This is a genomic window from uncultured Pelagimonas sp. (assembly GCF_947498515.1).
Lineage (GTDB): Bacteria > Pseudomonadota > Alphaproteobacteria > Rhodobacterales > Rhodobacteraceae > Pelagimonas.
The window spans coordinates 1-7,846 of record NZ_CANMKO010000023.1 but is presented as its reverse complement, the minus strand read 5'-3'; the positions used below and the strand labels follow the sequence as shown (position 1 = coordinate 7,846).

Here is a 7,846-nt window from a genome sequence, read left to right as displayed (position 1 = left end):
AGCTTCCGCTTTCATCACATTTCCACCGACGAAGTGTTTGGCAGTTTGGGCACCACGGGGCAGTTCACCGAAGAGACACCCTATGACCCACGCAGTCCCTATTCCGCCTCAAAAGCGGCAAGCGACCATCTGGTGCGGGCCTGGTATCACACCTATGGCTTGCCGGTTGTGCTCAGCAATTGTTCGAACAATTACGGCCCCTATCATTTCCCCGAAAAGCTGATCCCGGTTGTGATCCTCAATGCTTTGGCGGGCAAAGCGCTGCCGATTTATGGCGATGGTTCTAATGTGCGTGATTGGCTTTATGTCGAAGATCACGCCGATGCGCTTTTGACGGTTCTGCAGAATGCGCCGTTGGGGGAAAGCTATAACATTGGCGGTGAAAACGAGCGCTCGAACCTTGAGCTGGTGCAAACCCTGTGCGGGATTCTCGATGCGAAACGCCCCAAGGAGAGCGGGTCTTATGCGGACCAGATCACCTTTGTGAGGGATCGCCCCGGGCATGACGCGCGCTATGCCATCGATCCGACGCGCATTGCCAATGAACTAGGCTGGCGCCCCTCGGTGACGGTTGAAGAAGGGCTGGAAAAAACCGTGCAATGGTATCTCGACAACGAGGCCTGGTGGCGCCCCCTCCAAAACCGCGACGGCGTCGGAAAACGTCTCGGCGGTAAGTCCTAAATCACATAAGGCTGCGCAGCTCGGCCACGATTTTATCGGCCGCGGGCAGCGCAAAGGGCACCAAAAGCGGCACTAAATCTGCTCGGGTCTGTGCCAAAGGGTCCTTCCCCTCAAGGATCAGTTCAGCAAACCGCGTTTCTAAGTCAGCCTGATTATCGGCTGTGTAAAAGCCCGCAGCGAAGGTTTGACCAAAGCTGTTTAGTGGGGCGGCATCCACGCGTTCCAACCGGATCAGAGGCCTCTCAGTGGGCAAATATTCAGCGAGGAATGACCCGCTGTCGGTGACCATGGCGTCGGACGAACGGAAGGTGTCGAAATAGGGGGTATCTTCGAAAAGTGCCGCATTGGGCAGGGCCTGCCATGCGGCGCGATAGGCCTGCCACTCCTGTGCGTTCATCACATGGCTGCGGCTTAGGCCCAATGCCATGTTGGGATGAGGGCGCAGGAGAAAGTCGATCTCTGGGTGGGCTTGCGCGATCTGCAACATGGCCGGGCCGGACCAAGCAAACGTTCCAAGCTGGAGCGACCCTGGCTCTAACGCGTGATGGGGGGCGAAGATGACCCGTTTGCGTTGCGCCGCAAGTGGGTTGGGCCATGACAGACACTGATCACGGGGAAGGGCAGGGCGCAGATAGGCGTCAAACTTGGGGTGCCCCGTGACACACATCTTTGGGGGGCGAGGGCCCGCGCTGTGGTTGATGGCATCGACATGGGCTTGTGTTGGTAAGAAGTAGCGCCACAAAAACGGGTGGAAGTCTGGTAACCCAAATTGCATCTGATCGTTTTTGATGACGGCCATGCCGTAGTGGACATAGGCGGTGCGTACGCGGCCGGCCAAACGCCGAGGAAGATCCTGCATGCCCCAGGGTTGTTGAACAAAGACAATATCGCAATTGATCGCGTCGGGGGGGGCTTGGCGATCCGTTGGCGAGTGGTACAAGTCGCCCCGAATAGACCCGATATCGGCGAAAAACGCCCGTATTTGGCGATATTCTTCCTGTCGTGCGCTGCGAGGCAATCGGAGATGGACGTCGGACAGCGTCGGATAAAAACCAACGTCAAACGCCGGATCGGATTGGAGCTGTTCGAAGAGCGACCCCAACCCCCATTTTGCGGGTTCGCAGACGACAAACCCAATGCGCAAGCGTGTCTTCCCTTTTAGGGAAGGGGGGGAGGCCGGCGGGAAAGAGGGGCGAAACCGATCTGCCAACCGCCAGCGATATCGCCGAAGTAAGGCTCTAACCCGGCTAACAGTGACTGTGTCACCCCAAGATGGGGTTGGCATGGCGGGGGGCTGGGGCACGTTTGCTCTCGGACTTGGTTCCCCCGCTCTATAGCAAAGCTCTGCTGCAATGCCTACGGATGGGTTGCATATGGTTGTTTTCGCGGTGCATCTACGGGACACTCTTTTGTGTGATGCGCGACAGTCAGGACTTGTGATGCCCTCTGATAAACAGCCCGCCAGCGGCCCTGCGGTGATTGGCTATACAACTGGCGTATATGATATGTTTCATATCGGCCATCTGAACCTGTTGCTGCGTGCCCGAGAGCAGTGTGACCATCTGATTGTTGGTGTCACGACCGATGCCCTTGCCCAGGCGCGCAAAGGGCAGGCTCCTGTTATCCCTCAGGCCGATCGTATGGCGATTGTTGGGGCATTGGCGTGCGTTGATACGGTGGTCGAACAGCAGGACATGGACAAATATGCGGCCTGGCAGAAGCTGGGCTTTCACCGCATGTTCGTGGGGGACGATTGGAAAGGTCACCCCAAATGGGTCGCTCTGGAAGAGACCTTGGCCCCGCATGGCGTTGAGATCGTCTATTTCCCCTATACTGCTCATGTCTCGACCACGCGGCTACGCAACTCGGTAGACCCCGATACCGGAACCTAGAGTTTAGGCTCTGTTTCGCTGCAAAACGCGGATTTACTTGTTCAGAAGATCACGGTGATATTGCCGGAGTAGCAAAAGCCCGGCGAGCAATGGCGCGATGATCCAAATCCCGAGGTAAAGCCAAGATATATACGTCGGATGGTAGAGTGGGTAAAACCCATCTCGCATGATGCCGGTGATGTGTAGAATTGGATTGTACCACAAGACGTCTTGCCCAACGCGGGGCAGATCTTCGTAGATAAAGATCACCCCTGAGATCAGGAACATGGGGCGTGTGCTGATGGCCCACACCTGTTCCCAGACGGGAATACGCTGAAACAGGTAGCAATTGAGCATGCCAACCGAGAGCCCCATCAGGGCCGCGAGGGTCATCGCCAAGAAGATATCGACGAAATCCAGAACGGTTCGAATTTCTTCAAAGTGGATGATGCCCGTCAGGATGATGGCGGTGACTAAGGTGGTGACCAAAATGTTGAGAAAGAACCGCGCAAGCACAGCATCGAGCCAAGTCACCCGAGGGTAAAACAGCAAGGCGCGGGAGAATTTCATCGCCCGGCCGACTTGGTTGGCAGTGATCAAAAACATCTGCAGTACCAAAAAACCGGTGGCCTTGAACAAAAAGAAACTGGTGCCAAGGGTCGGCGTTTTGGCGACCAGAGACCAGGCAAACCCCAAAATGATAATCATGCCGACGGGTTCAAGCAGCGCCCAAATATACCCGCCGGGTGTGCGACCATATCGGGTCGACATTTCACGCAGGATTAGAGCCGATATGGAGCGCGCGGCTTCGCCAAATAGGCTGCGCTTGGCGATAGGTGTCGGGAAAGGGCGCATGGGATGCCCATCGGCAGAGGATGTCATGGACAGATACCTTTGGACTGGCGTTTATACGGGTCTCTTTGTAACCAATGTCATTGGTAATGACGGAAAAACCGGTTAAGTTGTGTCGCAAAACACTATTAAAGGCAAGGGTATGAGCAACATAGACGACGATCCCTATGGCCTGAACACCCGTGAAACGAAAGCGTTGCGCGAGCGTGCGTTGCAAAACAAGAGTTTTGCAACCGAGGAAGAGCGCCTTGAATATATCAAGTCATGGAATGACAAACTCATTGCTAAAAAGGAGAGAGGGCGCGCCCTGAGACAGGCGGAAACTGAGGCTATTCGGGCCGAGGCGGCGCGTGAAGATTTGGCCCAGGCTGTTGCGTCTGTCCCGCCTGTGGCCAGTCCGGTTTTTGTTCGCAAGCGCCACTGGGGACTGTTGTTTAGCCTCTTGCTGTTGGTCATAGCCCCGATTGTCTTGTCTGGAATCTACCTCTTTAGCATGGCAGAGGATCAATATGCCTCGACCACTGGTTTTACGGTTCGCAGCGATGAAACCAGCTCGGCCACCGAGCTTTTGGGCGGGCTGACCCAAATTGTGGGCAGCAGCAATGGCGGCAACTCCGACGTTCTGTTTGAATTCATCCAAAGTCAGGAGATCGTAAAAAGCATCGACGACAAGATTGGCCTCTTTGCGCATTACTCTGCTGACTGGGAGGTCGATCCGGTTTTCTCGCTTTGGCCGGAGGCGACGGTCGAGGATTTGCTGTGGTTTTGGAAGCGTATGGTGCGCATCACCTATGACAAGGGCTCTGGGTTGCTCATGGTTGAGGTCCGCGCCCGTGATCCCGAAACCGCGCAGAATATTGCGGCCCTTGTCGTGGCCGAAAGTGAAGCCATGATCAACACGCTCAATGAAACCGCGCGCCGTGATAGTATGGCCACGGCACAACTTGAGCTGGATGAGGCTCTGAGACGGCTCATCACCGCGCGGGAGGCTCTGGCTGGGTTTCGCGCTCGGACACAAATTCTAGACCCATTGGCGGATATTCAAGGCCGTATGGGGGTGTTGAACAGCTTACAACAGCAATTGGCCGAGGTTCTGGTTGATCATGACCTGTTGGTTCAAAGCACAACCGCCACGGACCCTCGTGTGGTACAAGCGCGTCAGAAAATCGATGCGATCGAGGAGCGCATCGCAGAGGAACGTCAAAACTTTGCCGCCAAAAATGTGACCGTCGATAACACCGACTATCCCGCGCTTTTGGCGCAATACGAAGGGTTGCAGGTTGAACGAGAGTTTGCTGAACAGACCTACCGTGCAGCCCTGACAGCGATGGATGCGGCGCGGTCGAATGCGGCGCGTCAGCATCTTTATCTCGCAACCTTTGTACGCCCAACCCTTGCCGAACGCGCCGAATATCCGCGGAGGCTGTTGCTTTTGGCTTTGGCGGCGTTCTTTGCAATGGCGGCTTGGGCTATTTTGGCGCTGGTTTATTACAGTCTCCGGGACCGGGGATGATCACCCGATGATCCACTTCGAAAATCTTTCCAAAGGATTTTGGGTGCGGGGGGAGTACCGGCAGGTGATTTCAAACCTGTCGATGTCATTGCCCCCTGGCAAAGCCTTTGGCTTGCTTGGGCATAACGGCGCGGGCAAATCAACGCTGTTGCAGATGATTGCCGGCACGATGCAACCCTCTTCTGGTCGAGTGGTGCGTGAGGGGCGCATGTCTTGGCCAATTGGCGGGGCCAACTCGTTTCACCGCGATCTCACCGGTTTGCAAAACACCCGGTTTCTGGCGCGCACATATGGGGTGGATAGTGATGAACTTGTTGATTTTGTACAAGATTTCGCAGAGATAGGCCGGCATTTTGACATGCCGCTACGCAGTTATTCATCTGGTATGCGGTCGCGATTGGCCTTTGGGGTGGCGATGGGCATTCCCTTTGATAGCTACCTGATTGATGAGGTCACGGCCGTTGGGGATGCGCGGTTCAAACGCAAAAGCCGGGCGGTGTTTCAGGCGCGTATGGCCGGGGCAGGGGCCATTATGGTGAGCCACTCCATGAGTGAAATGCGCAATTTCTGCGAGAGCGGCTTGTTATTGAACGCGGGTCGGCTTGAGTATCATGAAGATATTCACACAGCCATTGCCCGCCACGAGGCCTTGATGGCCTGACCTGCCAATCCTCTGTTGTGAACATGGCATCCTTGTCGCCTTGAACCCTCTGTGGACGTCCATTAGGTCTTGGGAAACCGTATGACTAAAGGCGATGTGAAGAATGAAACCCATATGTGAACAGATCTTTGGGTTTGACCCCTATGACGGCTTTGATCCCAATTGGGCCGAACCTGATTTGCAGGGGTGGGGATCGGAGCATGGTATTTTCTCTAATTCCATCAAGAAAACCAAACCCAAGTTGATTGTTGAAGTTGGCACCTGGAAGGGGGCCTCGGCGATCCATATGGGCAAGTTGTGTCGCGATCTGGGATTCGATGCTGAAATCGTATGCGTCGACACCTGGCTTGGGTCCGCCAGCAATTTTGTAAACTCCGGCACCGAAAGCCATGCTCAGCGTTTTGACTCTATGCGTTTTGTGAATGGCTACCCGATGTTGTACTATACGTTTATGCGCAATGTGGTCGATGCGGGTCTACAGGATACGATCACCCCCTTGCCACAGACATCGGAACATGGGGCCAAGGTGTTGCGCCACTATCGCGCCAAAGCGGACATTGTTTATTTGGATGCTGCGCGTGAAAAAGACCCTGTGTTGCAAGATCTTATGAGTTATTGGCAGATTGTGCGCAAAGGTGGCCTTTTGGTTGGGAACGAATACAAGAACCCACAGGTGCAAGAAGCGGTCAAAGCCTTTGGTGAGCAGATGGGTGTGACTCCAGAGGTCCTTGGGGGCAAATACCGCTTTGTTAAGCCGTAACAGGACACGCAGACTTCGCCGCAGATTGGGGAGATCCCGACTGTGGAGGATGATTAGCCCCCCAAAGTATCGTGTTTTGTTTTTGGGGAATTCGCATGTTGCGGCCTTGTATCAAGGGTGGCTGGAAATTGCGCCTGAGTTCAAAGGCATCAATCCATCGTTTTTCGCGGCCAACTCGTCCTTGTTCAACTCCTTGGAGATGTCGGAAAACCGGGTGTTTGGTGTCCATGACCCCAAATTGTATTCGCGCAAGAACCTTCGTTTTTTGGACCAAGTGTTTGGGGAACGCCGGATCGACCTCAAGATGTTTGATCAGATCGTTGTGGTGGGGCGTAGCTCGCATGAGGTTGATTTCCTCAGCCAGTTTGAACGGTTCAGCATTGACGGAGTTGGTGATGGCGAGACAGGGCGCGATGGCCCAAAGGGGAACGTGCCATATTTGTCTCAAGCGGCTTTTGACGCCTTTTGTATCGAGATCGCGCACAAGCGGTTGCCGGACCCGTGTTGGTGGAATTGGACGGCCCCCAAGGTGGCTTTCTTGCCGCCGCCTGTGCCGCGGGCCGATTGCCCTGAAACGGATGATAGGTATGGCGCTTGGGCCCGCTTTGGGGAGAATCCGGGAATCGACCTAGCGTTTTTGAAACTCTATCGGGCCCATGTGGCGCGGCTGTATGCCAACCATGGGATCACGCTTTTGTCCCCTCCCGACGAGGTTTATGACCCCTGCGGGTTGACCAGAGCTGAGTTTGGTGATGATCCAGAACGGCTTCATCCTAGGGCAGGGGCCTTTGACAGCGATGATTTCCACCACATGAACACGCGGTATGGCGTGATTGTACTGCGTGATATTTTACAAACACTGCAAACAAGCGGGCAGGGCGCAGCTCCTTAGCTCAGAATGAAATCCCCTGCCGTCAGGCTTGAGACGCCGAGTAGTTCAATGCTGACGTCCGCTGTGCCCGATCCATCGAGATCAACCTGAACAAGATCCTGGCCTTGATCATACCAAACTTGGCCGGCTCTGCCGGTGCTGGTTGTGACAAAGACCAGATCGTCATGTAGGTCGCTGAGATCCAAGTGGTCGGACCCGCGTTGAAAGTCGGTGACTTGATCGCGGCCAGAGCCGTTGGGACTCTCGCTTTCAGAGCGCCAGACAAAGGTATCGGCATCCGCGCCGCCGGTCATGACGTCCCGACCGGTACCGCCAATGATACGGTCGTTGCCGCTGCCACCTGATAGCCTGTCCAGTCCGCTGCCACCGGTCAGTGTGTCATTGCCCGCATTGCCATAAAGCGTGTCATTGCCGCTGTCGCCGCTCAGGCTGTCATGACCCGCGGCACTTGCCAAAATGTCATTACCACTGCCGCCAAACATCGTGTCACGCCCGCTGCCGCCATAGAGGCGATCATTGTCATTGCCACCAGACAGGACGTTGTTGCCCGAGGTGCCTCGGATTAGGTCCTCGCCGGAGTTGCCATAGAGCGTATCACCGCCGCTATCGCCGCGCA

9 protein-coding genes are annotated in these 7,846 nt (G+C 55.4%); 6 read left to right on the top strand and 3 right to left on the bottom strand.

Annotated elements, in window-relative coordinates; genetic code table 11:
* Positions 1 to 681: GDP-mannose 4,6-dehydratase (locus Q1A43_RS22260; protein WP_299939038.1), on the top strand; the 681-nt coding region annotated here is incomplete at its 5' end.
* A gap of 1 nt (position 682) precedes the next feature.
* Here the strand turns inward: Q1A43_RS22260 and Q1A43_RS22255 are convergent.
* Positions 683 to 1,825, bottom strand: a complete 1,143-nt coding sequence (locus Q1A43_RS22255) for a hypothetical protein (RefSeq protein WP_299939037.1) — start codon at positions 1,823 to 1,825, stop codon at positions 683 to 685.
* A gap of 295 nt (positions 1,826 to 2,120) precedes the next feature.
* Between Q1A43_RS22255 and Q1A43_RS22250 the strand changes: the two genes are divergently transcribed.
* Positions 2,121 to 2,573 carry an adenylyltransferase/cytidyltransferase family protein gene (locus Q1A43_RS22250; RefSeq protein WP_299929929.1) on the top strand — a complete coding sequence of 151 codons (453 nt, stop codon included), beginning with the start codon at positions 2,121 to 2,123 and terminating at the stop codon, positions 2,571 to 2,573.
* A 33-nt stretch (positions 2,574 to 2,606) separates the two neighbouring features.
* Here the strand turns inward: Q1A43_RS22250 and Q1A43_RS22245 are convergent, their stop codons facing one another.
* On the bottom strand, positions 2,607 to 3,434 hold the full coding sequence (locus Q1A43_RS22245) for an ABC transporter permease (RefSeq protein ID WP_299939036.1): 828 nt from the start codon (positions 3,432 to 3,434) through the stop codon (positions 2,607 to 2,609).
* Between the two features lie 112 nt (positions 3,435 to 3,546).
* Between Q1A43_RS22245 and Q1A43_RS22240 the strand changes: the two genes are divergently transcribed.
* The 4 genes from Q1A43_RS22240 to Q1A43_RS22225 all read left to right on the top strand — a co-directional run bounded on the left by Q1A43_RS22240 (position 3,547) and on the right by Q1A43_RS22225 (position 7,230).
* Entirely contained in the window at positions 3,547 to 4,917 is a 1,371-nt protein-coding gene (locus tag Q1A43_RS22240; protein WP_299939034.1) for a sugar transporter, read from the top strand.
* A gap of 7 nt (positions 4,918 to 4,924) precedes the next feature.
* Positions 4,925 to 5,578, top strand: coding sequence for an ABC transporter ATP-binding protein (locus Q1A43_RS22235; protein WP_299929940.1), 654 nt, complete (start codon positions 4,925 to 4,927; stop codon positions 5,576 to 5,578).
* Between the two features lie 103 nt (positions 5,579 to 5,681).
* On the top strand, positions 5,682 to 6,338 hold the full coding sequence (locus tag Q1A43_RS22230) for a class I SAM-dependent methyltransferase (protein WP_299929943.1): 657 nt from the start codon (positions 5,682 to 5,684) through the stop codon (positions 6,336 to 6,338).
* 49 nt (positions 6,339 to 6,387) lie between these two features.
* Positions 6,388 to 7,230 (top strand): hypothetical protein, encoded by an 843-nt coding sequence (locus Q1A43_RS22225; RefSeq protein WP_299939033.1) that lies wholly within the window; start codon positions 6,388 to 6,390, stop codon positions 7,228 to 7,230.
* Here the strand turns inward: Q1A43_RS22225 and Q1A43_RS22220 are convergent.
* Positions 7,227 to 7,846, bottom strand: a 620-nt coding sequence (locus Q1A43_RS22220; protein ID WP_299939031.1) for a M10 family metallopeptidase C-terminal domain-containing protein, incomplete at its 5' end; no start/stop codon positions are given. The genes Q1A43_RS22225 and Q1A43_RS22220 overlap by 4 nt on opposite strands.

Excerpts from the sequence above, each read along its gene's own strand:
- Q1A43_RS22250 (WP_299929929.1), top strand. The coding sequence starts at position 2,121 with ATGCCCTCTGATAAACAGCCCGCCAGCGGCCCTGCGGTGATTGGCTAT.
- Q1A43_RS22230 (WP_299929943.1), top strand. The coding sequence starts at position 5,682 with ATGAAACCCATATGTGAACAGATCTTTGGGTTTGACCCCTATGACGGC.
- Q1A43_RS22235 (WP_299929940.1), top strand. The coding sequence starts at position 4,925 with ATGATCCACTTCGAAAATCTTTCCAAAGGATTTTGGGTGCGGGGGGAG.
- Q1A43_RS22225 (WP_299939033.1), top strand. The coding sequence starts at position 6,388 with ATGATTAGCCCCCCAAAGTATCGTGTTTTGTTTTTGGGGAATTCGCAT.
- Q1A43_RS22240 (WP_299939034.1), top strand. The coding sequence starts at position 3,547 with ATGAGCAACATAGACGACGATCCCTATGGCCTGAACACCCGTGAAACG.
- Q1A43_RS22245 (WP_299939036.1), bottom strand. The coding sequence starts at position 3,434 with ATGACATCCTCTGCCGATGGGCATCCCATGCGCCCTTTCCCGACACCT.